This window comes from Nocardia sp. NPDC050793 (genome assembly GCF_040654065.1).
Classification (GTDB): domain Bacteria; phylum Actinomycetota; class Actinomycetes; order Mycobacteriales; family Mycobacteriaceae; genus Nocardia.
On the sequence record NZ_JBFAHG010000004.1, the window covers coordinates 77,780 to 100,904 of the forward strand.

Genomic DNA, 23,125 nt, shown 5'->3' on the forward strand with positions numbered 1-23,125 from the left:
GCGCCCGGGGTGTAGTTGATGGACGATCCACTGCCGAGAAACGTGAGGATCTGCGCGACCAGCGCGGCGATGTCCACGCCTTCCATGGGTGTATTCCTTTCTCTTCCACCGGGTTTCGTGCGCACGAGCGCCACGGTCCGGTGCACTCACCGTTACTGTCCCGGCCACGTCCGGACACGGTGAGCCAGATCTTACACACGCATATTTCACTTTTTCTCACGTTTCCGGGACCAGAAAAACCGGGCATGCCGAAAACGGCGAGTGGCCGCGTCCTGCGACGCGGCCACTCGCCGTTTCTTGCTCGGGATCAACCCGTGCGCTCGAACAATCCCCTGCCCTCCCTCAGCGCAGCGCGGCGGCCTTCCTGGCCAGACGCTTCGCCGCGGCCGTCTCCGCCGGGGCCTTTTTCGCCGCCTTGTCGGCCGGGGCCTTCTTCGCGGCCGCGGGCTCCGCCGGAGCCGCCTTGGCCGTCGTCTTCTTCGCCGCCGCCTTCTTCGCCGGGGCCCGCTTCACCGGAGCCGACGCGGCGGGCTGCGCGAGCACCTCCGCGAGGAACTGGCCGGTGTAGCTGTTCGGCACGGCCGCAACGTCTTCCGGGGTGCCCTCGGCGACCACGGCGCCGCCGCCGGAGCCGCCTTCGGGTCCCATGTCGACGACCCAGTCGGAGGTCTTGATGACGTCCAGGTTGTGCTCGATGACGACGACGGTGTTGCCCTTGTCGACCAGGCCGTTGATGACCCCGAGCAGCTTGCGGATGTCCTCGAAGTGCAGACCGGTGGTCGGCTCGTCCAGGATGTACACGGTGCGGCCGGTGGAGCGCTTCTGCAGTTCCGCCGCCAGCTTCACGCGCTGCGCCTCGCCGCCGGACAGCGTCGGCGCGCTCTGGCCGAGGCGCACGTAGCCGAGGCCGACGTCGACCAGCGTCTTGAGGTAGCGGTGGATCGAGGTGACCGGTTCGAAGAACTCCGCGGCCTCCTCGATGGACATGTCGAGCACCTCGGCGATGGTCTTGCCCTTGTAGTGCACCTCGAGGGTTTCCCGGTTGTAGCGCGCGCCGTGGCAGACCTCGCACGGCACGTACACGTCGGGCAGGAAGTTCATCTCGATCTTCAGGGTGCCGTCGCCGGAGCACGCCTCGCAGCGGCCGCCCTTGACGTTGAACGAGAACCGGCCCGGCTGGTAGCCGCGCACCTTCGCCTCGGTGGTCGCCGCGAACAGCGTCCTGATCTTGTCGAACACGCCGGTGTAGGTGGCCGGGTTGGAGCGCGGCGTCCGGCCGATCGGCGACTGGTCCACCTGCACCAGCTTGTCCAGGTGATCGAGGCCATTGATCCTGGTGTGCCTGCCCGGCACCTGGCGGGCGCCGTTGAGCTTGTTCGCCAGCACGGTGGCCAGGATGTCGTTGACCAGCGTCGACTTGCCCGAGCCCGAGACGCCGGTCACCGAGGTGAGCACGCCGAGCGGGAACGAGACGTCGATGCCCCTCAGGTTGTGCTCGTTCGCGCCGACGACGGTGAGCTTGCGCTTCTTGTCCACCGGGCGGCGCACCATCGGCACCTCGATCCGCTCGCGGCCCGAAAGGTACGCGCCGGTCAGCGAATCGGGGTCGGTGAGCAGTTCCTGATACGGGCCGCTGTGCACCACCCGGCCGCCGTGCTCACCGGCCAGCGGGCCGATGTCGACCACCCAGTCCGAGGCACGGATGGTGTCCTCGTCGTGCTCGACGACGATCAACGTGTTGCCGAGATTCTTCAGCCGCGTGAGGGTTTCGATGAGCCGCCGGTTGTCGCGCTGGTGCAGGCCGATGGACGGCTCGTCCAGCACATACAGCACGCCGACCAGCCCGGAGCCGATCTGGGTGGCCAGCCGGATGCGTTGCGCCTCACCGCCGGACAGGGTCGCGGCGGCACGCGAGAGCGTCAGGTACTCCAGGCCGACGTCGAGCAGGAACCCGAGCCGCGCCTGGACCTCCTTGAGCACCTGCCCGGCGATCGCGGCCTCGCGCTCCCCCAGCGTCAGCGAGTTGAGGAACTTCGAGCAGTCGCCGATCGACAGATCGCTGACGTCGGCGATGGACTTCTTGTCCTCGCCCGCCGAGATGGTGACGGCCAGGATCTCCGGGCGCAGCCGCGCACCCGAGCAGACGGGGCACGGGATGTCGCGCATGTACCCGTCGTAGTGCTCCTTCATCTGCTCGGACTCGGTGTTCTCCATGCGCCGCTGCAGGAACGGCATCACGCCCTCGAAGTCGGCGTAGTAGGAACGCTTGCGTCCGTAGCGGTTGGTGTAGGAGACGTGCACCTGGTCGGGGCTGCCCTCCAGCACGGCCTTGCGCGCCTTGAGCGGCAGATCCTGCCACGGCGTGTCCATGGAGAAGCCGATGGTCTCGGCCAGACCCGACAGCAGCCGGGTGAAGTACTCCGCGGTCTGCCCGCGCGACCATGGCGCGATGGCGCCTTGGGCGAGACTGAGCTCGGGATCGGGGACCACCAGCTCGGGGTCGACCTCCTTGCGGATGCCGAGGCCGGTGCAGTCCGGGCAGGCGCCGTAGGGCGAGTTGAACGAGAACGACCTCGGCTCGAGGTCCTCGATGTCGAGCGGGTGCCCGTTGGGGCAGGCCAAGCGCTCGGAGAAGCGGCGCTCCCGGTCGTGCGCGTGCTCGTCGCGATCGATGAAGTCGAGCACCACGATGCCGTCGGCGAGGCGCAGCGCGGTCTCGATCGAATCGGTGAGGCGCTGCTTGGAACTCGGCTTGACGGCGAGCCGGTCGATGACCACCTCGACGTCGTGCTTCTCCTGCTTCTTCAGCTTCGGCGGGTCGGTGAGCGGATACACCACGCCGTCGACCCGCACCCGGGAGTAACCCTGGGTGTTGAGCTGGTCGAACAGGTCGACGAACTCGCCCTTGCGGGTCCGCACCACCGGCGCGAGCACCTGGAACTTGATGCCCTCCTCCATGGCGAGCACCTGGTCGACGATCTGCTGCGGGGTCTGCTTGGCGATCAGCTCGCCGCAGACCGGGCAGTGCGGTGTGCCCGCGCGCGCGTAGAGCAGACGCAGGTAGTCGTAGACCTCGGTGATGGTGCCCACAGTCGAGCGCGGGTTGCGGTTGGTGGACTTCTGGTCGATGGACACCGCGGGCGAGAGGCCCTCGATGAAGTCGACGTCGGGCTTGTCCATCTGGCCGAGGAACTGCCTGGCGTAGGCCGACAGCGATTCCACGTACCTGCGCTGGCCCTCGGCGAAGATGGTGTCGAAAGCGAGGCTGGATTTGCCCGAGCCGGACAGTCCGGTGAACACGATCAAGCTGTCGCGGGGCAGATCGAGATCGATCCCCTTCAGGTTGTGCTCCCGAGCTCCACGCACGGTGAGGCGTTCCGCCACCAGGTGTGTCCCTTCTCGATCGTGTTGTTGACGTGCAGACAGACCCCCGCTCGCCACTCTAGGCGCGGGCACCGACAAGTTTCGTCCGAGCGGCTGACCAGCTGCGCGGACGACGACCGTCAGCCGGCCCGGCGCGTGCCCTCCGTCCGTCCGGTGACCTGCCATCCGTGCGCGTCCACCGTCACGGTCAACACCTCCGGCCCGACCCGCAGCCCGCTGATCCGCAGCGGCAGATAGCGCTCGGGCACGGCGGGCGCCACCTCCGCGACGCCCGCGCCCGGCTCCAGCCGGACCAGGCTGCGCAGGAACAGCAGCGGGGCCGCGGCGGCCCAGGCCTGCGGCGAGCAGGAAGTCGGGTACGGCACCGGCGCGTCGAACTCGGCGCGGTCGAAACCGCAGAACAGTTCGGGCAGCCGGTGGCCGAACCGCACCGAGGCGTCGAGCACCGCGTCGACGACCCGGGTGGCGTGCTCGGTCAGTCCGTAGCGCATCAGTCCGGCCGCACAGATCGCGTTGTCGTGCGGCCACACCGAACCGTTGTGGTAGCTGACGGGGTTGTAGGCGCCCATGCCGCTGGCCAGGGTTCTGATGCCCCAGCCGGTGAACATGTCGGGAGCGAGCAACCGGTCCGCGACCAGCGCCGCCTTGTCCTCGTCCACGATACCGGTCCACAGACAGTGGCCGATGTTCGAGGTGAGCGCGTCGATCGGCCGCTTGTCGCGATCGAGACCGACGGCGTACCAGCCGCGCTCGGGCAGCCAGAACTTCGCGTTGAACTCGGCCTTGAGCCGGGCGGCCGCGGCGCGCAGCCGGTCCGCGGTGGCGCGGTCACCGAGGTCGGCGGCAAGCTCGGCCCTCGCCAGGTAGGCCGCGTAGACATAGCCCTGCACCTCCGCGAGCGCGATCGGCGGTGCGGGGAGGGTGCCGTCGGCGAAGTTCACCCCGTCCCAGGAGTCCTTCCAGCCCTGGTTGTCCAGCCCGTGCTCGGCGAGGCGCCGGTACTCGACGAACCCGTCGCCGTCGGCGTCGCCGTAGCGCTGGATCCACTCGATGGCGCGGTCGGCGTGCGGGAGCAGTTCGTCGCGGGTGGCGTCGTCGAGTCCCCAGCGGTGCAGCTCGCCGAGCACCATGACGAACAGCGGGGTGGCGTCGACGGTGCCGTAGTACACGGTGTCGCCGCCGAGCAGCCGCGTCGCGGCCCGGCCGAACCTGATCTCGTGCGGTATCCGGCCAGGTTGCTCCTCGGTGGCGGTGTGCTCGCGGACGCCTTGCAGGTCGGCCAGGCTCTGCAGGGTGCCGATGGCCAGCCTGCGATCCACCGGAAGCACCATCCACGAGGTGAGCAGCGAGTCCCTGCCGAACAGCGCCATGAACCACGGCGCGCCCGCGGCGACGACCGCGCGGCCGGGACTGGCCGGATCGAAGATGCGCAGCGCGCCGAGGTCGGCGACCGCGCGGCGCAGCGCCGCGGCCAACGTCGGGTCGCCGGTGTGCACCCGCGGCGAGTTCTCGTACCAGGCGCGCAGCCTGTGGGCTGGCGCGCTGTGCGCGACCGAGCTGCCGCACGTGTGCCGCGGCGTGACCTCGGCCGAGCCGAGCAGCGGCAGGTATTGCACGCACGTCGACCAGGAACCGCGGGCGGGCAGCCGGACGCGCCAGCGCAGCCGGCGGCCGTCGGCAGTCGCCTCGGCGGCGCGCACCGCGACCGCGACACCGAATGCGGGAGAGGCGATTTCGAGGCCGCCGTCGGTCGCGCGGTGCTCGGTGGCACGACCTTCGCCGACCCGGCCGTCCTTGACCTCGAACAGGTCGGCGAAATCCGCGTCGACCTCGAGCGCGATCGCGAAGTCGGCCGTCTCGCCGGAGAGGTTGCGCACCGTCAGGTCCTCGCGCATGCCGTCGCCGACGTGTCGTCCGACGATCACCAGCGCGGTGCTGTCGGCGCGGTCGGGCGGCGGTGCGGTGCGCGCGAGCAGCGTGACGCTGTAGGGGTCGGCGTACTGCACGCTGAGCGGTTGCGGCGTTCGATCGTCGACGGTGAGCCGCCACCGGGAGAGGACCCTGGTGTCGCGAACGAACAGTCCCTGCGCCCGGCTCGGATCGATCGCGCCGCCGGAGTCGCTGAGGCAGAAGGTGGATCCCTCGACGAGCGTCACGGCGCTCGCCGTTCCGTGGTGCGCAGGTCCGCTGCCCCAGGGATCCATTAGGTCACACGCCCTGATGCGGCGGCTCGTCGTGCGGCGGGTCGTCCCGGTGTCGCTGAATAGGTCATCGTTCGACAACTTCCACGCGTTCGGTCCAGAAATCCAGCATACTCGGAACATCAATACGCCCAGCGCCTTTCGGTCCGGCCCGTTCGCCACGCATTCGCTGCGGCGAGTTCCCGCGGCCGGCTCCGCGCTGGGACCGGGTGCGCGAGGAGGGGCCGCGATGATCAAGGTGTTCCTGGTCGACGACCACGAGATCGTCCGGCGTGGCCTGACCGATCTGCTGGAGAGCGATCCCGAGCTCGCGGTGATCGGCGAGGCGGGCGATGTCGCGCAGGCCATGTCGGGCATTCGCGCGGCCCGTCCCGATGTCGCGGTGCTCGACGTGCGGCTGCCCGACGGCAACGGCATCGAGCTGTGCCGTGATCTGCTCGCCGAATTCGACGGGCTGCGTTGCCTGATCCTGACCTCCTACACCGACGAGCACGCCATGCTGGACGCGATCCTCGCGGGCGCTTCCGGATACGTGGTGAAGAACATCAAGGGCATGGAGCTCGCCGCTGCCATCAAGGCGATCGGCGCGGGCCGCTCGCTGCTGGACAACCGGGCGGCGACCGCCTTGAAGGCGCGACTACGCAACAGCGTCGAGGCCGACGGGCCGCTGGCCGGGCTGACCGAACAGGAGCGCAAGCTGCTCGCACTGCTCGGCGAAGGCTTGACGAACCGCCAGATCGCGGCGCGGATGTTCCTCGCGGAGAAGACGGTCAAGAACTATGTCTCGCGGCTGCTGGCCAAGCTGGGCATGGAGCGGCGGACCCAGGCCGCGGTGCTGGCGTCCCGCCTGCGCGAGCCGTGAAGCGGCGCACGAGGACCTCGGCTGCTGGGCGCGAGGCGGGCGGCGCGCCAGGGGAGCCACGCTGCTCCCGCGGGAACCATGCTGGAACTCAAGCGGTTTCGGCAGGCGCGACGATGGTCAGGTCACCGTCGTAGCGACGGTAGAGCAGCTGGCCGCGGCCGGTCGCGCGATCGGTGAAGAACAGGAAGGGCAGGCCGCCGCGGCACAGCGCGGTCGCGGCCTCGGATTCGCGCAGCAGCGGGCTCGGCTCCGAATGCACGGTCATGGGTAGGGAATTCGCGTTGGGCGGCCGTTTCGTCCGCTCCGCCGGTGCGGTCGTTGTCCACTGGCGGACGAGTCGCACGCCGAGCGGGTCCGCCCAGTGCACGATCGCGTCCTCACCGGTGTCGGCGTCGGTGAACAGGTACGCGTCGTAGTCCATCGCGTCCATCACCGCGGTCGCCTCGGCGGGCGTTCCGGTCAGCAGCTCACAGTGCTTGCGGCGGATGATCGGCCGCTGCTCGGTGACCTTGGCCAGCGGCGGCCGCGCCGGATCCGGCCATGCCCGTGACTGATTGGCGACCAACCTGCTGAGCTGACGGTCCAGCCGCTCGACCGCGAAGGTCACCGCGAACCCGCGCGGCCCGGTGACCTGCACCCGGGTCGGTGTGTCGTGCAGCCGCACGTTGGCCTGCACCACCGTGGGTTCCTCCAGATCCCGCGGGGCCGTAACACGCACTCGCGCGGGCACATCCAAGTGGTGGCGGCGCAGCACCCGGCCGATGGCGCGCACGGCCCGTGTCACGTCGGCGGGCGGGACGGCCCCGCGAGTGGTCACGGCGAGCTCCGGATCCGCGGCGCTGGACCAATGTTCCGAGGAGTACAACGATTGCAACGAATTCATAGGACGCCTCTACTCTCAATTCACCCAGTGTCGTTATCCCACCGCCGCAACGTCACCGCGAACAGGGCCAAAAGTCCCTGATCCGCGAATTAGACTGGCCGAGGCGCTGTTCACGCGCCCACCTGAACAGGAACCGAGATGACCGAAGACAGCGGTAACGGCCTGTACTCGGTGCGCGACACGCTCTCGCAACTGCGCCTGCGCGAACTGCTCAGCGAGGTCAAGGAGCGTGTCGAGCTGATCATCGACTCGCGCGACCGGATGGACGGCCTGGTCGAGGCGATGCTCACCGTCACCTCCGGCCTCGATCTGGACGACACGCTGCGCGCCATCGTCCGCACCGCGACCAGCCTGGTCGACGCCCGATACGGCGCGCTCGCGGTGCGCGGGCACGACCGGCAGGTGGTCCAGTTCATCGACGAGGGCATGGACGAGGCGGTCCGGCAGCGCATCGGCCAGCTGCCCGCCGGACACGGCGTGCTCGGCGTGGTGTTCAACCGCCCGAAACCGCTGCGGCTCGACGACCTCACCGAACATGCCGAGTCCGTGGGTTTTCCGCCGGGGCATCCGCCCATGCACACGTTCCTCGGCGTGCCGGTGCGCATCCGCGACGAGGTGTTCGGCAGCCTTTACCTCACCGAAAAGGCAGGCGGACAACCATTCACCGAGGACGACGACGTGCTGGTGCAGGCACTGGCCGCGGCGGCAGGCATCGCGGTCGACAACGCGCGCCTCTACGAGTCGGCCCGCACCAGACAGGCCTGGATCGAGGCCACCCGCGACATCGCCACCGAATTCCTCGCAGGCACCGCATCCGAGCGCGCGCTCGCACACGTGGTCGACCACGCCCGAACCTTGACCGGCTCGCACCGCTGCTTCCTCGCCCGCCTCGACGAACGAGTATCACCCGGCGAGATCGGCGAACTCGTGCTCACCCAGTGGTCGGGTCCCGGCGCCGGGCACGAGGGCTGGCTCGCCTCCACCGAGGGCACCGCGCTCGGCGAGGCGTTCACCCGGCGCACACCGTTGCGCTTCGACGACGCGGCGCGCATCGATCTCGGTGTGCCGCTGGCCGATGTGGGTCCCGCACTGGTCCTGCCGTTGTGCACACCGGACGCCACACTCGGCGTGCTCGTCGCGGTGCGGCCGATCGGGACCGCGCCCTATCCCGACGAACTCGTCGAACTCACCGCCGCATTCACCGACCAGGCCGCGATGGCCATGCAGCTGGCCGACACCCAGCGGCGGATGCGCGAGCTGGACATCCTCGCCGACCGCGACCGCATCGCCCGCGACCTGCACGATCACGTGATCCAGCGGCTGTTCGCCATCGGCCTCACGCTGCAAGGGTCGTTGCCGAAGGCGGTGGTTCCCGAAGTGCGCCAACGGTTGTCGACCTCGATCAACGAGCTGCAGGAAGTGGTGCAGGAGATCCGAACCTCCATCTTCGACCTGCACGGCGGCGACGAGCACAGCGCGGGATTGCAGCAGCGCATCGAGCACGCGGTGCGCCAGCAGACCGCCGAGACCACGCTGAAGGCCACCGTCCAGGTGAGCGGGCCGCTGTCGGTGCTGGAGGCCGAACTCGCGGACCACGCCGAGGCGGTGGTGCGCGAGGCGGTGAGCAACGCGGTGCGGCATTCCGGCGCCGACACGATCGCGGTGGAGATCAGCGTGGCCGACGATCTGACGATCGTGGTCACCGACAACGGCTGGGGCGTGCCGAATCACGTCATCCGCAGCGGCCTGCGGAATCTGGAGCAGCGGGCCGAGAAGTCCGACGGCAGCTTCTCGATCGGTCACGCGGACCAGTTCGCCGACAGCGCGGAACTGCCGGGGACGCGGCTGCGCTGGTCGGTGCCGCTACCCGCGGACTGACGCGAGCCGAATCGTCCCCCGGCCCGGTGAACTCACCTGCCGGACGGGGGCCCGAGCACCAGCATCGAGTTGTGCCCGCCCATGCCGAGCGAGGACTTCAGCGTCAGGCCGCCACAGAACGGCGTCGGGCCGTCCAGCAACCGCGGGTGCGCAGGGGCCACGATCGGCGGGGCGGGCAGCACGCCGCGTTGGTAGGCCATCGCCGCGACGGCCACCTCGACGCCCGCGGCGGCGCCCTGACTGTGCCCGGTGAGCGGTTTCAGCGCGTACACGTGCGGGCGATCGTCGAGCACTCGCGCGACCAGATCGCGCTCGGCCAGCTCGCACTGCCGCGTTCCGGTGCCGTGCGCGTTGAAGTACGCGATCTCGTCCGGGCGCACCCCCGCCTGGGCGAGGGCGCGGCGCGCGCAGTCGATGATCTGCGCGTGCTCCGGTTCCACCGAGACCACGTGGTAGCCGTCGTTGGTCATGCCGCCGCCGAGCACCGCCGCGTACGGCCGATCGACGGCGCGGGTCAGCACGAACGCCACCGAGGCCTCCGCGAAGCCGAAGCCGCGGCTGCCCTCCTGGAAGGGACGGCACGCGTCCAGCGGCTCGGCGTCGGTGATCGCGGCGCCGAGCCGGACGAAGTGCTCGACCATGTCCGGCGTCGCGGACATGTCGGTGGCCACGCAGATGACGTCGTCGGCGATGCCGCTGTCCAGCCAGAGGTTGGCGGTGACGATCGCGACGTTGGCCGAACTGCACGCCGCCGACACGTTCATCGACGGACCGTGGAAACCGAACTCCTGCATCAGCACAGAGATCGGCGTCGAGGGCAGCAGCCGCAGGTAGTCACGAGAGCGGCGGTGGCCCTCGTCGATCTGGTAGAAATCGCGCCAGTTCACCACGTCGCCGAGCACGATCGCGTGCAGCAGGCCCACCGTGCGGCCGGGCCGCCAGCCACGCGTGCAAGCGTCGGCGATCGCCTCACGCGCCGATTCGTGCATGGCACGGCCGTACCGACTAGGGCTCACGGCCTCGTCGCCGCCGTTCGGCACCAGCGTCACCCACGCGTGCTCGTCGCGGCCCGGCCCGTACCCGGGTTGCAGCTGCGCGGCGGACTTGCCGCTGAGCAGGCCCTGCCACAGCGACTCGCGCCCCCACCCGTAGCCGGTCACGGCGCCGACCCCGGCGATGGACATATGATTTCGAGACCGATCTCTGCGCTCCGGAATAGCACCCGGCATGGCATCGCTCCTTCACCGGATCTCCGGACCGGCCACCCCGGTCCGACCTGTTCCCGGAGGAACCGGCGTCTGTCATGATCACCGGACAGGGCCCGATGGAGTGCCCGAACGGTGATCGAAGCAAGTGCGTCGACGCTGGGATCTCGCGCGCGTCGACACCAGAATAATCCCATGTTCCAATGGCCATAGGTCGGTTGACGATCGGGGGTTTGCGAGTGGGTGAGGAGACGACGGGCGTCGCCGTCGACGCCGAGCAGCTGGCGCAGCGCTATCGGTCCCTGGTCGAGCACACGCCGGACGGTATCTGCGTGCACGAGAACGGCGTCATCGTCTACGTCAACAAGGCCACCGTCCGGCTGCTCGCGGCGCACAGCGCCGACGACGTCGTCGGCCAGCCGCTCACCCGCTTCGTGCACCCCGACTCCATCCCGGCGATGCGCGAGCGCATCGAACTGCTGACCAGCAAGGGCACCGCCTCGGTGCCGACCGAGATGCTGCTGCTGCGCGCGAACGGTGAGACGGTGCCGGTCGAGACGGTCTCGGTGCTCACCCCGTGGCACGACCACTTCGCGTATCAGGTGGTCATCCACGATCTGACCGCGCAGCGGGCCGCCGAGGACGCCCAGCGCCGCGCCGAACAGCACTTCACCACGGTGGTCTCCCAGCTGGAGGAGGGCGTGGTCGTCATCGATCGCGGCGGGCGCATCGAATCGGCGAACCCGGCGGCACGGCGCATCTTCGGCACCGGCGAGCGGCACGACGACATCGTCGGCAGCACCATCGACGAGCTGCCGATGGTGCTGCTCGACGCCAACGCCCAGCCGCTGCCGCCGAGCAGGCATCCGATGGCGCGCACGCTGGCCACCGGCGAGACGGTCACCGGCTACGTCTTCGGCGTCGACCGCAGGGACGGCCAGCGCCGCTGGCTCTCCGGCAGCAGCAGGCTGCTCAATCCCGGCGACCCTGACTCCCCCGCGGTCTCCTCCTTCGCCGACATCACCGAATTCCGCGCCAGCCGACGCCAATTGGAGTACCAGGCGACACACGACTCGCTGACCGGACTGGCCAACCGCTCGCTCATCCTGTCCCAGCTGGCCGGCGCGCTGGCCACCAGCGCTGACCTGCCCTACTCGACGGTGCTGTTCATCGACCTCGACGGCTTCAAGTCCATCAACGACACGCTCGGCCACGCCATCGGCGACACCGTGCTGCAGATCGTGGCGCAGCGCCTGCAGCGCGCGCTGCGCGCCGACGACCTGGTCGGACGGCTGGGCGGCGACGAGTTTCTGGTCCTGCTCTCCGGCCGCGGCCGCCACGTCGACGTGGGCGGGCTGGTCCATCGGCTGCGCTCCACCATGTCCGAGCCGATCATCGCGCGCGGGCACCGGATCGCGGTGGACGCCTCCATCGGCGTCACCGAACTCGACCCAGGCGACCGCCGCACGCCCGAAGCCGTGCTGCACGACGCCGACGTCGCCATGTACCGCGCCAAGCCGCCCCACCGCGAGACCGGTGTCGGCAAGGGCCGCACCAACAACACACACGCGTCCTGAAAGTCACCGCATGATCGTCGAACACGCCCTGCTGCCCGTCCGCCCGGAGCTCGCCGCCGCCTTCGAGGCCGCCTTCGCCGAGGCGAGGCCGCTCATCGCAGGCATGCCCGGCTTCCGCTCGCTGTCGCTCTCGCGCTGCGTCGAGTCGCCTGGCGTCTATCTGCTGCTGGTGGAGTGGGAGCGGCTGAGCGACCACGTCGACGGGTTCCGGCGGTCACCGGAGTACCTGCGGTGGAAGGCGCTGCTGCATCACTTCTACGCACCGTTCCCGGTGGTCGAGCACTTCGAACCGGTGCTCACCGACCCGGGTTCCGAGGCCCCACCTGCGGTTACAGCGGGCGTGCCTAACTCGCAGTAGACTCGACAACTCTGTTTTCCGACGCGCGCACGGCATCGGCGCGCGTTCGCCCCATCGCGGTGACAAGGAGTCCAGTTTGCCCGACCGCCTCGCCCACGACCGTGCCGCCACCGACGGCGCGGTCGCGCGGACCCGCGAAATCGAGAAGGAGCAGGCTTACCTGTCGGTGCTCTACGACCGGCTCGACGGGATGCGCGCATACGCCAAGAACCGGCTGCGCACCGTGCTGCTGGAGACCGGAGGCACCCCACAGGCGCGCAGCGAACGCGAGTCGTTCAGCCAGCTGTACTCCGAGGATCTGGCCAAGTACGACGCCGCCGAACACGGCCTGTGCTTCGGTCGCATCGACCTCGACGGCGACGAACCGCGCTACATCGGCCGCCTCGGCATCCTGGACGAGAAGGACGACTACGCCACCCTGCTGCTCGACTGGCGCGCCCCGCTGGCCCGGCCGTTCTACCTGGCCACCACCGCCACGCCGGACGGCGTGACCCGCCGCCGCCACATCCGCACCCGCAACCGGCGGGTCACCGCGGTCAACGACGAGTACCTGGACCTGACGGCCGCCGAACAGGCAGGCACGGTGGAGTCGGACGGCGGCGTCGGCAGCGAGAGCGCGCTGCTCGCGGCCCTCAACGCGGCCCGCACCGGCCACATGAACGACATCGTCGAGACCATCCAGAGCGAGCAGGACGCGATCATCCGCTCCGAGCACAAGAGCGTGCTGGTGGTGCAGGGCGGGCCGGGCACCGGCAAGACCGCCGTGGCGCTGCACCGCGCCGCCTACCTGCTCTACACCTACCGCCAGCAGCTGGCCAAGAGCGGCGTGCTGATCATCGGCCCGAACGCGACCTTCCTCGACTACATCGGCCAGGTGCTGCCCTCGCTCGGCGAGACGGGCGTGCTGCTGTCCACCATCGGCGACCTGTACCCCGGCGTGAAGGCGACCCGCGAGGATTCGCTGCGCGCGGGTGAGATCAAGGGCGCGTTGGGCATTCTCGACGTGCTCAAGCAGGCGGTGCGCGACCGGCAGGAGGTGCCCGCCGAACCGGTCCGCCTGAGTTTCGACGGCTATCCGGTGACGCTGGACAAGAAGATCGCGACCAAGGCCCGCGGCCGCGCGCGCTCGTCGCGCCGCCCGCACAACCTGGCCCGGCCGATCTTCGCCAGTTCGGTGATCGACGCGCTCACCGACCAGCTGGCGCAGACCATGGGCGCCGATCTCTCGGGCGGTCCGAGCCTGCTCAGCCGCACCGATCTCGCCGAGATCCGCGACGAGATGAAATCCGATCCCGGGGTGCAGGCGGCCATCGGGCGGCTGTGGCCGATCCTGTCCCCGCAGGAGGTGCTGGCCGATCTGCTGGCCGACCCGCAGCGGCTGGACCGGGCGGCGGCGAGCCTTTCCCCCGAGGACCGCGCGGAGCTGATCCGCCCCGACGATGGCGAGTTCAGCGCCGCCGACGCGCCCTTGCTCGACGAACTAGCCGAGCTGCTCGGCGTCGACGACACCGAGGAGCGGGGGCGCGCCCGCCGCCGCTGGCGGGCGCAGCTGGCCGAGGCGCAGGACGCGCTGGACATCCTCACCGGCTCGGCGCCGCAGGATCTCGAGGACGAGCTCGATCCCGAGATCCTGATGGCCTACGACCTGATCGACGCGAGCCAGCTGGCCGAGCGCCAGGACGTGCGCGCCAGGCAGACCACCGCCGAACGCGCCGCGGGCGACCGCACCTGGACCTACGGGCACGTCATCGTGGACGAGGCGCAGGAACTCTCGGAGATGGCGTGGCGCATGGTGATGCGGCGCATCCCGAACCGGTGGATCACCGTGGTCGGCGACGTGGCCCAGACCGGCGACCCTGCGGGCGCGTCGTCCTGGCAGCAGATGCTGGAACCCTATGTGGCACAACGGTGGAAGCGCACCGAGCTGACGGTGAACTACCGCACCCCTGCCGAGATCATGGCGGTCGCCGCCGAGGTGCTCGCCGTCATCGACCCGAAGGCCACGACGCCGCGCTCGGTCCGCGCGACCGGGAATCCGCCGCGGGCCAAGCGAGTCGGCGCGGCCGAGTTGCCCGGCGCGGTGGAGAGTTTCGTGGCCGCGGAACAGGGACCTGGCACCACCGCGGTGATCGCGCCGCACCCGCTGGTCGCCGAACTGGCCGAACTGGCCGGGGAAGCGGTGCGGGTGCTGACGGTGCACGACGTGAAGGGTCTGGAGTTCGACGCGGTGATCCTGGTCGAACCGGCGCGGATCCTCGCGGAATCACCGCGCGGGATGAACGACCTGTACGTGGCACTGACGCGGGCCACCCAGCGGCTCACCGTGGTGCACAGCGAGGACCTGCCCGAGGTGCTGGCGACGCTGGAGCGGTCGGTCCAAAGCTGACCGGCACGGGCCGCGACGCCCACGGCCGCAGCCGAATGCGCGAAAGCTCCGCATCGCACCGGACGGGCGATACGGAGCTTTCGCGGGGATTCCTATCGGACGGTGTGCACGATCAGCACGTCCGAGCGGGACTTGCGCGCCACATCGGAGGGCACCGAGCCGAGCAGGCGGCCCGCCAGGGTGTTCAGGCCGCGGTTACCGACGACCAGCAGGTCCGCCTGGGTCTCCTTGATCAGGCCGAGCAGCGAATCCACCGGTTCGCCGACGATGGCGCGCTCGACGATCTCCTCGGCGCCCGCGGCGGCCGCCTTGTCCCTGGCGATGCGCAGGATCTCGTTGGTGGGGGCGGAGCCGCGCACCTGGTAGGCCTCGTCCTTGAGCACATCGGCCGCGGCCGCGACGTCGCGATCGTCGGTCGGATAGTAGGCGCAGGCCACGATCAGGGTGGCGCCGGCGTCGGCGGCCAGCGACGCGGCCTTCTCGACGGCTACGTACGACGACTCCGATCCATCGGTACCGACGACAATGGTCCGGTAGGCGGTCATGCCTCCACCTCGCTGGCGCTCGGCACCGGCATGGCCGCCTGTGGCGCCGCGCCTCTGGTTCGCTCGCTTCGCTCGCTCACGATCTCTCCTCCAACTGTGCGGGTCGAGTGCCTGCGTCCGGCATGTCGGGCACCGGCGCGGCGACTGCGCTCGACCATAGCCGCAATCCAGGCGGAAACAGCAGAAATCGCAACACATCACACTCGCCGATGTCGGGCTTTCCGCCCGGCGTTCGCACACCGAATCCTGCAGGGCCTTACCGACCTGCGCGGATTCTATTTCGCGCCGGTAAACCTGTGACACATCACAACCGCGGTGAACGTTCTTCTGTGCCTGGGATATTCATCACAAGATACCGTTCCCCGTGTGCCGCCGCACCGGGACAACGGTGACGCACGGGCGCGGTTACGGCCCCAATGAGCCCTTGACCAGTTGCGTTGCAGCCTGCCGCGCGGGCTTCCCGCCGCGGAGCCGATATCCGTCCGTTGCCCCACACCTTCCGAATAACGACCGTTTATCGACCGGATTCACCCGGCGGGCCGGGACGCCGCGACCAAATCGGATGCCGCACGCGACGAATGCCGCGCGTACTCCAACGGCGCCATTCCCACCTCCGCCGCGAACTCACGGGAGAAATGCGCCTGATCGAAATAGCCGAGTTCGACGGCCAGCGCGGCCAAATCCGCGTGCCGCCCGTTGGCGAGCAGTTCCGCACCGTCCTGCAACCGGTAGCGGCGCAGCACCCACTTCGGTCCCGCGCCGACATAGCGCCGGAACATCCGCTGCAGGGTGCGGACGGGCACGCCGAATCGCTCGGTGACCTGATCCACCCTGGTGAGCGACCGGTCGTGCTCCATGTCGTGCACGATGCGCGTCACCAGCAGGAACGTGGGGTCGTGACCGCCTGCGCGCGGCGCGAGAAACTCCTCGGCCAGCACGCGGCGGTCCTCGTCGGACGCGGCGGACAGCACCCGGTCGGCGAGGTCGGAGGCATCCGGAAACACGTCGGTGAGCGCCACCGATCGGTCGCGCAGGGACGCGACGTCCAATCCGGTGAAGGCGCCGAACCCACCCGCCCGGAACCGCACGCCGAAGGTCATCCCCAGCCCGGTCAGTTCACGGGTGAACTTGGTGGTGCACACACCGGTGACGAAGCCGCCGGTGCGCTGCGCTGACCGTTCGAAAGTGACGTTCACGCACGGAAATGGCAGCACCTCCGAGACATACGGAGAACGGCCGCGCAGATCCCAGCGCACCGCCCAGTACCACTCCACGAACTCGCCGACCCCCGGCCCCGCAGGGAGCCTGGCCAAGCTCCGGTGGCGGGACTGCTCCCTCGGGTGCAGTATTCCCTTCTCGCTGTCGGGCGGTGTCCGTCCCTCAGTGGCCATCACGCCTTCTCCTCGACGGGTGTCGCTTTCTTACAAGATCGGGCGTGCCCGCCCTGACAGGGTGGAAGCCATGACGACATCGGTGAATCCCATCCCCTCCGGCTACCACTCGATCACCTGTTTCCTCGCGGTCGCCGACGCGAACAAGGCCATCGAGTTCTACTCCGCGGTCTTCGGCGCGAAGGTGGTCAGCCGCAGCGACCTGCCCGACGGCCAGCCCGCGCACGCCGAACTCGAGATCGGCGATTCGACGCTGCAACTCGGTATGCCCATGCCCGCCAACGGTGTCCAGGCCCCGAACGGCGAGTGGGTGCACACCTCGATCGTGCATTACTGCCCCGACGTCGACGCCGTCGTGCAGCGCGCCGTCGAGCACGGCGCACGCAGCGTCGAGGAGCCGCAGACCTTCGTCACCGGCGATCGCTTCGGCGTCGTGATCGACCCGTTCGGCCACCGCTGGGCGGTGATGACGCGGGTCGAGGACATCTCGCGCGAGGAGGCCCAGCGCCGGGTCGACGAGTGGATGGCGACGCAGAGCTGAGGCCACGACGGCGGACGCCACCGCGACTCAGCTCAGTCCGGCGGCGTCCATGCCGCGCAGTTCCTTCTTCAGGTCGGCGATCTCGTCGCGCAGCCTGCCCGCGAGCTCGAATTGGAGTTCGCGGGCCGCGTTCATCATCTGCGCGGTGAGTTCCTTGACCAGATCGGCGAGTTCGGCGCGCGGCATCGCCTTGATGTCGCGGCCCTCGTAGACTCCCGCGCTCACCGCCCGGCCCGGCTCGCCTTGGGCGCGGCGGCCACGGCTGACGTTGCGACCGGAGCCACCGACCTCGACCTCGTCGGCCTCGCGGTACACCTGATCGAGGATGTCGGCGATCTTCTTGCGCAACGGCTTCGGGTCGATCCCCATCTGCTCGTTGTAGGCGATCTGCTTGGCCCGGCGCCGCTCGGTCTCCTCGATCGCGTGGCGCATGGAGTCGGTGACTTTGTCGGCGTACATGTGCACCTCGCCGGAGACATTGCGGGCCGCGCGGCCGATGGTCTGGATGAGGCTGGTGCTGCTGCGCAGGAAGCCTTCCTTGTCGGCGTCCAGGATGGCGACGAGCGAGACCTCGGGCAGGTCGAGGCCCTCGCGCAGCAGGTTGATGCCGACCAGCACGTCGTACTCGCCGAGGCGCAGCTGGCGCAGCAGCTCGACGCGGCGCAGCGTGTCGATCTCCGAGTGCAGGTACCGCACCCGCACGCCGAGCCCGAGCAGGTAATCGGTGAGATCCTCGGCCATCTTCTTCGTGAGCGTGGTGACCAGCACCCGCTCGTCGCGGTCGGTGCGCTGCCGGATCTCGTGCACCAGGTCATCGATCTGGCCCTTGGTCGGCTTCACCACCACCTGCGGGTCGACCAGGCCGGTCGGGCGGATGACCTGCTCGACCACCTCGCCGCCCGCCTGCCCGAGTTCGTACGGGCCGGGAGTCGCGGACAGGTAGACGGTCTGCCCGATGCGTTCGGCGAATTCCTCCCAGGTCAGCGGGCGGTTGTCGACCGCGGACGGCAGCCGGAAGCCGTACTCGACGAGGTTCCGTTTGCGCGACATGTCGCCCTCGTACATGCCGCCGATCTGCGGCACGGTGACGTGCGACTCGTCGATGACGAGCAGGAAGTCCTCGGGGAAGTAATCGAGCAGCGTCGCCGGCGCCGATCCGGCCGGGCGGCCGTCGATGTGGCGCGAGTAGTTCTCGATGCCGGAGCAGAACCCGACCTGCCGGATCATCTCCAGGTCGTACTGGGTGCGCATGCGCAGCCGCTGCGCCTCCAGCAGCTTGCCCTGCCGATCCAGCTCGGCGAGGCGCTCCTCCAGCTCCTGTTCGATGTCGCGGGTGGCCCGCTCCATGCGCTCCGGGCCCGCCACGTAGTGGGTCGCCGGGAAGATGCGCACCGTGTCCACCTTGCGCACCACGTCGCCGGTCAGCGGGTGCAGGTAGTAGAGCGCCTCGATCTCGTCGCCGAAGAACTCGATACGCACCGCGAGCTCCTCGTAGGAGGGGATGATCTCGACGGTATCGCCGCGTACCCGGAACGAGCCGCGGGTGAAGGCCATGTCGTTGCGGGTGTACTGCACGTCGACCAGCAGCCGCAGCAGCGCGTCGCGGTCGACCTCGGCGCCGACCTCCAGCTGCACCGAGCGGTCCAGGTAGGACTGCGGCGTGCCGAGGCCGTAGATGCACGACACCGAGGCGACCACCACCACGTCGCGGCGGGAGAGCAGGCTCGAGGTCGCCGAGTGGCGCAACCGCTCCACGTCGTCGTTGATCGAGCTGTCCTTCTCGATGTAGGTGTCGGTCTGGGCGATGTACGCCTCGGGTTGGTAGTAGTCGTAGTACGAGACGAAGTACTCGACCGCGTTGTGCGGCAACATCTCACGCAGTTCGTTGGCCAGCTGGGCGGCGAGCGTCTTGTTCGGCGCCATCACCAGGGTGGGGCGCTGCAACTTCTCGATGAGCCAGGCCGTGGTGGCCGATTTGCCGGTGCCGGTGGCGCCGAGCAGTACGACGTCGCGCTCCCCCGCCTTGATCCGGCGCTCCAGTTCCGCGATGGCCGCGGGCTGGTCGCCCGCGGGCCGATGCTCGCTGACCACCTGGAACTGCCCGTCGGCGCGCTCGATGGAGCCGACGGGACGGAACTCCGAATGCGCGAGGGGCGTCTCGCCCTCGGCGGGAATCTCGGTAGCGAAAGCCATGACAACCAGCGTAGGCGCAGGCACCGACAGATTTCGCGGCCCGGTGACTGGGTCGGCGACCGGCCCTGTCAGTGGGGCCGAACTCCCCTCCTGCTCGGCCCCACTCCCGGCGGAGCGGAAACCGAACGGAACACTCTTGCCTGGGCCGCGGTCCAGAATATCGACAGTAGCTATCAATTGGCAAATGATGTAATTTCAATTTTCAATTACCTGCCCGCGGTCGCCACGGCCACTGGCGTCCCCGGCGCCACGGAAGCTCCAGGGGGCGCCGCCGACGCACCGCGCGGCGATGTCCGAATTGCCCATCCCCGCAGGGCAATTGGGCATCGAACCGCAACGTTTCGGGCCGCGCCGAGCCGGCAACCCGGGTGTGGGGCCACCGCCGCACTGGACGGGCTCGCGGCGCATGACCACGACGTCGAACGCCGTCTCGCCGCGCACGACATCACGTTGACCTGGCTGTAACCAGCGCGCTCGTCGTCTGCGCTCGACGGAACGGCCGCGACGGTAGATTCTGACTGCATGACACAGGCACCAGCAGTGAACGTGCACCGACCCAAGGTCGAGTACTTCGACGTCGCGAGCCTGACCAACACGGATCCCAAGGGATACGTGCGCGCGGTCGAGCGCTATCGCGTCGAACCGTGGGGCCTGTACATGGCGCGCACCGCCGACCACCCGCAGTTCCACTACGTGGAGTCCTGGCTGCTACCCGAACTCGGCCTGCGCGCAACCGTTTTCCACTACAACCCGGCGCATCGCCGCGATCAGGACTACTACCTCGACCTCGGCGAGTTCACCAGAATCGAACCGAAGAAGTGGCGGTCGGTCGACCACTACCTCGACATCGTGGTGCGCTCCGAGCGCGAGACCGTGCTCCTCGACGTGGACGAACTGCTCGCCGCGCACGCGGCGGGCCTGATCGGCACGAGCGAGGCGCAGGCCGCCATCCAGCACGCCACCGCCGCGATCGATGGGATCGCGGCGCACGGCCACTCGCTGGATCGCTGGCTCGCCACCCGCGACATCGAGCTGACCTGGCTCTGATCGCACCGACCCGGAAAACGCCGATCGCCCGGCGGAGCGCTCCCGCCGGGCGATCGCCCTCGACAACGTAGAGGAGGAATGCCCGGGATTCTGGTACGGCCGTTCGGTCGACTGGGACACACAACGATCGAGGCCGGAAAGAATGGCGGCCGCACCCTGGAATCGGATACAGCGCCGCGGCATCGATACCAACACGCGGACCGATATGACGGCCGCCACTTCTCGGCGCCCGAAAGATGGCTCCCGGCATTTCGGAATATTTCCGGCCAAATCGCCCGAAATGGTCCATCACACCCTTCGACCAACCAATGCGCCATCACACCCTTGGACCAACCATATGGCGACAGGACCCTTGGAGCGACCGGCATCGCGCCCTTGGAGCGGCCATACGAGCCATCGCACCGTCCGGGCGGTCAGTCGAGTACTCGCCGATACACCGCGTCGAACCACGGTTCCTTCACCGCGTAGTACGCCTCCGACGCGGCCTCGCCCGTGAGCCCGGCCGCCTTGGCCTCCGCCTCGCGCTTCACCGCGAGGTACTCCTCGCGCGCCGCCGCGTCGCCGCGCAACCAGTCACGGAAGGCCAGCGCGAACCGCTGGCCGGGCGACCCGTCCACCCGGATGTGCACGTTGGCGGGACGGCCGGGGTCAGCGTTGCCGTGCAGCCGCTTGGCCCAGCGGGCCAGGTCGGTCCCGTCGGGATCGCCCTCGGTCGGCTTCGGATTATCTTGTGTGACATGGGCTTTCGCCGGGAACCCGGCAGCGCCGAGCGCGTCGCGCAGCCCGTCGGCCGCCGCGAGATCGGCCACGGTGATCTGCAGATCGAGCACCTCCTTGGCGGGCAGGCCCGGCACCGCCGTGGAACCGATGTGGTCGATGCGGGAGGCCGCGGCGCCGCAGGCCACCCACAGTCGCGCGATGAGCCGCTGTGCCTGCGCGGCCCATTCCGGATCGTGCGGCGCCAGCCGCGGCTCCCGCGCGGCCGCGGGCGTGCCGGTGCGCAGGTTGCGCTCGAACGGAATGAGGCGCTGCTCCCAGAGCCGGTGCACCGCGGCGTCGATCACGCCCGCCGGGCCGCTGTTGTCCAGTAGCACGTCGGCCACCGCGCGCCGCTGTTCGTCCGTCGCCTGCGCTGAAATTCGGGCTCGCGCATCGGATTCCGGGACACCGCGAAATTCCGCGAGACGGCGAATTCGAGTTTCCGCGTCGACGTCGACGATCACCACCAGATTCATCAACGGCGCCAGTCCGTTTTCCACCAGCAGCGGAATATCCTGCACCACAATGGCGTCCGCCGGAGCCGCCGAAATCAATTCTGCGGTGCGCTTTCCGACGAGCGGATGGGTAATGGAATTCAGGGTTGCGCGGGCCGCGTCGTCGGCGAACGCGACGGCCGCGAGCGCGGGGCGGTCCAGGCTGCCGTCCGCCGCGAGTATGCCGGGGCCGAACGCCTCGACCAAGGCCGCGAGACCCTCGGTGCCCGGCGCGACCACTTCCCTGGCGATCAGGTCGGAATCGACGATCACCCCGCCGCATTCGGCGAGGATCCGCGCCACCGTCGACTTGCCAGCTCCCATGCCTCCGGTGAGGCCGATCCGCAACATTCGTTCAGTTTCGCATCCGCCGTCCCGCGCCGCCCTGCCGCCCGGCGCCTGCGCCCGCGTCCGATCCCCGATCGAAGCGATTACCCAGTCGCCCCTCGAATTCCACGCGGGTCCGCGCCAATTGCCCGTTCCGTGACGCGCCCGAGACCAATTCGCAACATTTACTCCCCGACCGCCGAGCGGCTCGACAAGTTTCCGACACGCCGAGGCAATTACTTCCGCAAAATACTGTGTTCGGCAGTTTCGTTCCGCTAATCTTCGCCGTGGCGATCCAGGCCGATACCAGCAAGCAAAGGAAGACCATTGGGCATCAGAATCAACCAGACGGCCCGCCACCGCCTGGGCATGGCGGGCGGGGTGCACTGCACCCAGATCCCCGCCGTCGCGGCCGCGCTCGCCGAGCACCGCCGTTCATGGTTCACCGCACTGATCAGTCCCGCCCGGCACAGTTTCGCGGCCATGCGAAAACGCTCCAGCATGGCCACGGCCTACTGGGTACCGGCGACCGCCAGCTGAGCTTGCCAGACGACAGTGGCCCAGCCTCTCGGCTGGGCCACTGTCGTGTGCCTGGCACGGCTCAGAGCTGGGCGCTCTCGACGACCGCGGTGAATTCCCGTACCTCGGCACGGAATCGGGCAAGGCCCTCCCTGTCGAGGCCGGTGGCGTCGGCCACCCGCCGCGGGACGTCCCGCGCGCGCTCGCGCAGCACCGCACCCGCTTCGGTCGGTCGCACCAGCACCGACCGCTCGTCCTCCGCGGAGCGCACGCGCGTGAGCAATCCCGTCGTCTCCAGCCGTTTCAGCAAGGGCGACAGCGTTCCCGAGTCGAGGTCGAGCGCCTCACCCAGCTCTTTCACCGTCACGGATTCGCGCTCCCACAGCACCAGCATCACCAAGTACTGCGGATAGGTCAGCCCGAGGTCGTCCAGCATCGGCCGATAGAGCCGCGTGAGCGCCCGCGAGGCGGCGTACAGCGCGAAGCACACCTGGTTGTCGAGCTGGAGCTCGCTCGTCTGTGTCATGGTCACCACCTCTTTTTCGAAGGTAGTAGCCGATTCAGTGGCCTGCAAT

The 23,125-nt window shown here is 69.2% G+C and carries 17 protein-coding genes; 8 read left to right on the forward strand and 9 right to left on the reverse strand.

Annotated elements, in window-relative coordinates; translation table 11 throughout:
- Window positions 1–342: 342 nt before the first annotated feature.
- Both uvrA and AB0H50_RS14895 read right to left on the reverse strand, forming a co-directional pair.
- Window positions 343–3,384 carry an excinuclease ABC subunit UvrA gene (gene uvrA / locus AB0H50_RS14890; RefSeq protein WP_357451788.1) on the reverse strand — a complete coding sequence of 1,014 codons (3,042 nt, stop codon included), beginning with the start codon at window positions 3,382–3,384 and terminating at the stop codon, window positions 343–345.
- 119 nt (window positions 3,385–3,503) lie between these two features.
- Window positions 3,504–5,540, reverse strand: coding sequence for a glycogen debranching N-terminal domain-containing protein (locus tag AB0H50_RS14895; RefSeq protein ID WP_357451791.1), 2,037 nt, complete (start codon window positions 5,538–5,540; stop codon window positions 3,504–3,506).
- Between the two features lie 274 nt (window positions 5,541–5,814).
- On the opposite strand from AB0H50_RS14895, the gene AB0H50_RS14900 reads away from it, so the two are divergent.
- Window positions 5,815–6,447: a response regulator transcription factor gene (locus tag AB0H50_RS14900; RefSeq protein ID WP_357451793.1), complete on the forward strand. Its 633-nt coding sequence runs from the start codon at window positions 5,815–5,817 to the stop codon at window positions 6,445–6,447.
- 88 nt (window positions 6,448–6,535) lie between these two features.
- Here AB0H50_RS14900 and AB0H50_RS14905 read toward each other — a convergent pair whose 3' ends face one another.
- Window positions 6,536–7,264 (reverse strand): sigma 54 modulation/S30EA ribosomal C-terminal domain-containing protein, encoded by a 729-nt coding sequence (locus tag AB0H50_RS14905; protein ID WP_357451795.1) that lies wholly within the window; start codon window positions 7,262–7,264, stop codon window positions 6,536–6,538.
- A gap of 204 nt (window positions 7,265–7,468) precedes the next feature.
- Between AB0H50_RS14905 and AB0H50_RS14910 the strand changes: the two genes are divergently transcribed.
- Window positions 7,469–9,208 carry a GAF domain-containing sensor histidine kinase gene (locus tag AB0H50_RS14910; protein WP_357451798.1) on the forward strand — a complete coding sequence of 580 codons (1,740 nt, stop codon included), beginning with the start codon at window positions 7,469–7,471 and terminating at the stop codon, window positions 9,206–9,208.
- Window positions 9,209–9,240: 32 nt separating this feature from the next.
- Here AB0H50_RS14910 and AB0H50_RS14915 read toward each other — a convergent pair whose 3' ends face one another.
- Window positions 9,241–10,392: a beta-ketoacyl synthase N-terminal-like domain-containing protein gene (locus AB0H50_RS14915; protein WP_357451801.1), complete on the reverse strand. Its 1,152-nt coding sequence runs from the start codon at window positions 10,390–10,392 to the stop codon at window positions 9,241–9,243.
- A gap of 260 nt (window positions 10,393–10,652) precedes the next feature.
- On the opposite strand from AB0H50_RS14915, the gene AB0H50_RS14920 reads away from it, so the two are divergent.
- The 3 genes from AB0H50_RS14920 to AB0H50_RS14930 all read left to right on the forward strand — a co-directional run bounded on the left by AB0H50_RS14920 (window position 10,653) and on the right by AB0H50_RS14930 (window position 14,734).
- Complete coding sequence (locus AB0H50_RS14920; protein WP_357451804.1) at window positions 10,653–11,990, forward strand: diguanylate cyclase; 1,338 nt, start codon at window positions 10,653–10,655, stop codon at window positions 11,988–11,990.
- A 10-nt stretch (window positions 11,991–12,000) separates the two neighbouring features.
- Window positions 12,001–12,348, forward strand: a complete 348-nt coding sequence (locus tag AB0H50_RS14925) for an antibiotic biosynthesis monooxygenase (RefSeq protein ID WP_357451807.1) — start codon at window positions 12,001–12,003, stop codon at window positions 12,346–12,348.
- Window positions 12,349–12,424: 76 nt separating this feature from the next.
- Entirely contained in the window at window positions 12,425–14,734 is a 2,310-nt protein-coding gene (locus AB0H50_RS14930) for an ATP-binding domain-containing protein (protein ID WP_357451810.1), read from the forward strand.
- A gap of 92 nt (window positions 14,735–14,826) precedes the next feature.
- Here AB0H50_RS14930 and AB0H50_RS14935 read toward each other — a convergent pair whose 3' ends face one another.
- Together AB0H50_RS14935 and AB0H50_RS14940 are read right to left on the reverse strand one after the other, a co-directional pair.
- Window positions 14,827–15,279: a universal stress protein gene (locus tag AB0H50_RS14935; protein WP_357451813.1), complete on the reverse strand. Its 453-nt coding sequence runs from the start codon at window positions 15,277–15,279 to the stop codon at window positions 14,827–14,829.
- Window positions 15,280–15,806: 527 nt separating this feature from the next.
- Window positions 15,807–16,670, reverse strand: a complete 864-nt coding sequence (locus tag AB0H50_RS14940) for a helix-turn-helix domain-containing protein (protein WP_357451816.1) — start codon at window positions 16,668–16,670, stop codon at window positions 15,807–15,809.
- A 70-nt stretch (window positions 16,671–16,740) separates the two neighbouring features.
- Between AB0H50_RS14940 and AB0H50_RS14945 the strand changes: the two genes are divergently transcribed.
- Window positions 16,741–17,211, forward strand: coding sequence for a VOC family protein (locus AB0H50_RS14945; protein WP_357451819.1), 471 nt, complete (start codon window positions 16,741–16,743; stop codon window positions 17,209–17,211).
- Between the two features lie 27 nt (window positions 17,212–17,238).
- Here AB0H50_RS14945 and uvrB read toward each other — a convergent pair whose 3' ends face one another.
- Window positions 17,239–19,404 (reverse strand): excinuclease ABC subunit UvrB, encoded by a 2,166-nt coding sequence (uvrB, locus tag AB0H50_RS14950; RefSeq protein ID WP_357451822.1) that lies wholly within the window; start codon window positions 19,402–19,404, stop codon window positions 17,239–17,241.
- Window positions 19,405–19,926: 522 nt separating this feature from the next.
- Here uvrB and AB0H50_RS14955 point away from each other — a divergent pair.
- On the forward strand, window positions 19,927–20,451 hold the full coding sequence (locus tag AB0H50_RS14955; RefSeq protein ID WP_357451825.1) for a DUF402 domain-containing protein: 525 nt from the start codon (window positions 19,927–19,929) through the stop codon (window positions 20,449–20,451).
- Window positions 20,452–20,864: 413 nt separating this feature from the next.
- On the opposite strand, the gene coaE is transcribed toward AB0H50_RS14955, so the two are convergent.
- Entirely contained in the window at window positions 20,865–22,055 is a 1,191-nt protein-coding gene (gene coaE / locus AB0H50_RS14960) for a dephospho-CoA kinase (protein WP_357451828.1), read from the reverse strand.
- A gap of 303 nt (window positions 22,056–22,358) precedes the next feature.
- On the opposite strand from coaE, the gene AB0H50_RS14965 reads away from it, so the two are divergent.
- Window positions 22,359–22,571 carry a hypothetical protein gene (locus AB0H50_RS14965; protein ID WP_357453515.1) on the forward strand — a complete coding sequence of 71 codons (213 nt, stop codon included), beginning with the start codon at window positions 22,359–22,361 and terminating at the stop codon, window positions 22,569–22,571.
- Between the two features lie 61 nt (window positions 22,572–22,632).
- Here AB0H50_RS14965 and AB0H50_RS14970 read toward each other — a convergent pair whose 3' ends face one another.
- A complete protein-coding gene (locus tag AB0H50_RS14970; RefSeq protein WP_357451831.1) occupies window positions 22,633–23,076 on the reverse strand; it encodes a MarR family transcriptional regulator in 444 nt (147 codons plus the stop codon).
- Between the last annotated feature and the right edge of the window lie 49 nt (window positions 23,077–23,125).

Excerpts from the sequence above, each read along its gene's own strand:
- AB0H50_RS14915 (WP_357451801.1), bottom strand. The coding sequence starts at position 10,392 with ATGTCCATCGCCGGGGTCGGCGCCGTGACCGGCTACGGGTGGGGGCGC.
- AB0H50_RS14900 (WP_357451793.1), top strand. The coding sequence starts at position 5,815 with ATGATCAAGGTGTTCCTGGTCGACGACCACGAGATCGTCCGGCGTGGC.
- AB0H50_RS14925 (WP_357451807.1), top strand. The coding sequence starts at position 12,001 with ATGATCGTCGAACACGCCCTGCTGCCCGTCCGCCCGGAGCTCGCCGCC.
- AB0H50_RS14970 (WP_357451831.1), bottom strand. The coding sequence starts at position 23,076 with ATGACACAGACGAGCGAGCTCCAGCTCGACAACCAGGTGTGCTTCGCG.
- AB0H50_RS14935 (WP_357451813.1), bottom strand. The coding sequence starts at position 15,279 with ATGACCGCCTACCGGACCATTGTCGTCGGTACCGATGGATCGGAGTCG.
- uvrB (WP_357451822.1), bottom strand. The coding sequence starts at position 19,404 with ATGGCTTTCGCTACCGAGATTCCCGCCGAGGGCGAGACGCCCCTCGCG.
- AB0H50_RS14955 (WP_357451825.1), top strand. The coding sequence starts at position 19,927 with ATGACACAGGCACCAGCAGTGAACGTGCACCGACCCAAGGTCGAGTAC.
- coaE (WP_357451828.1), bottom strand. The coding sequence starts at position 22,055 with ATGTTGCGGATCGGCCTCACCGGAGGCATGGGAGCTGGCAAGTCGACG.
- AB0H50_RS14910 (WP_357451798.1), top strand. The coding sequence starts at position 7,469 with ATGACCGAAGACAGCGGTAACGGCCTGTACTCGGTGCGCGACACGCTC.
- AB0H50_RS14940 (WP_357451816.1), bottom strand. The coding sequence starts at position 16,670 with ATGGCCACTGAGGGACGGACACCGCCCGACAGCGAGAAGGGAATACTG.
- AB0H50_RS14945 (WP_357451819.1), top strand. The coding sequence starts at position 16,741 with ATGACGACATCGGTGAATCCCATCCCCTCCGGCTACCACTCGATCACC.